1 protein-coding gene is annotated in these 528 nt (G+C 68.2%); it reads left to right on the top strand.

Features of this window, described 5'->3' with window-relative positions; genetic code table 11:
• Positions 1-528, top strand: a 528-nt coding sequence (gene dnaX / locus A5777_RS09965) for a DNA polymerase III subunit gamma/tau (RefSeq protein ID WP_064862545.1), incomplete at both ends; no start/stop codon positions are given.

Here is a 528-nt window from a genome sequence, read left to right as displayed (position 1 = left end):
TCACCGATCCGCTCAGCCGCGCCCTCGACGGAAACCGCATCAATCACGCGTACCTGTTCTCCGGGCCGCGTGGGTGTGGCAAGACGTCGTCGGCCCGCATCCTCGCGCGTTCACTGAACTGCGAGCAGGGCCCGACGTCGACCCCGTGCGGCGTCTGCTCGTCGTGCGTAGCCCTCGCGCCGGGCGGGCCGGGCAACCTCGACGTGATCGAACTCGACGCCGCCAGCCACGGAGGCGTCGACGACACACGTGAACTGCGCGACCGCGCCTTCTACGCGCCGTCGGAGTCGCGGTATCGGGTGTTCATCGTCGACGAGGCGCACATGGTCACCAACGCGGGGTTCAATGCGTTGCTGAAGATCGTCGAGGAGCCGCCGGAGCACCTCATCTTCGTCTTCGCCACCACCGAGCCCGAGAAGGTCTTGCCGACCATCCGCTCGCGCACGCACCACTACCCGTTCCGCCTCCTCGCGCCGCCGGTCATGCGCGGGCTGCTCGAGAACATCTGCGCCAAAGAGGGCGTCGTCG

Source organism: Gordonia sp. 852002-10350_SCH5691597, from assembly GCF_001665715.1.
GTDB lineage: Bacteria > Actinomycetota > Actinomycetes > Mycobacteriales > Mycobacteriaceae > Gordonia > Gordonia sputi.
The sequence above is the reverse complement of the archived record's forward strand: the minus strand, read 5'-3'. Positions and strand labels throughout refer to the sequence as shown.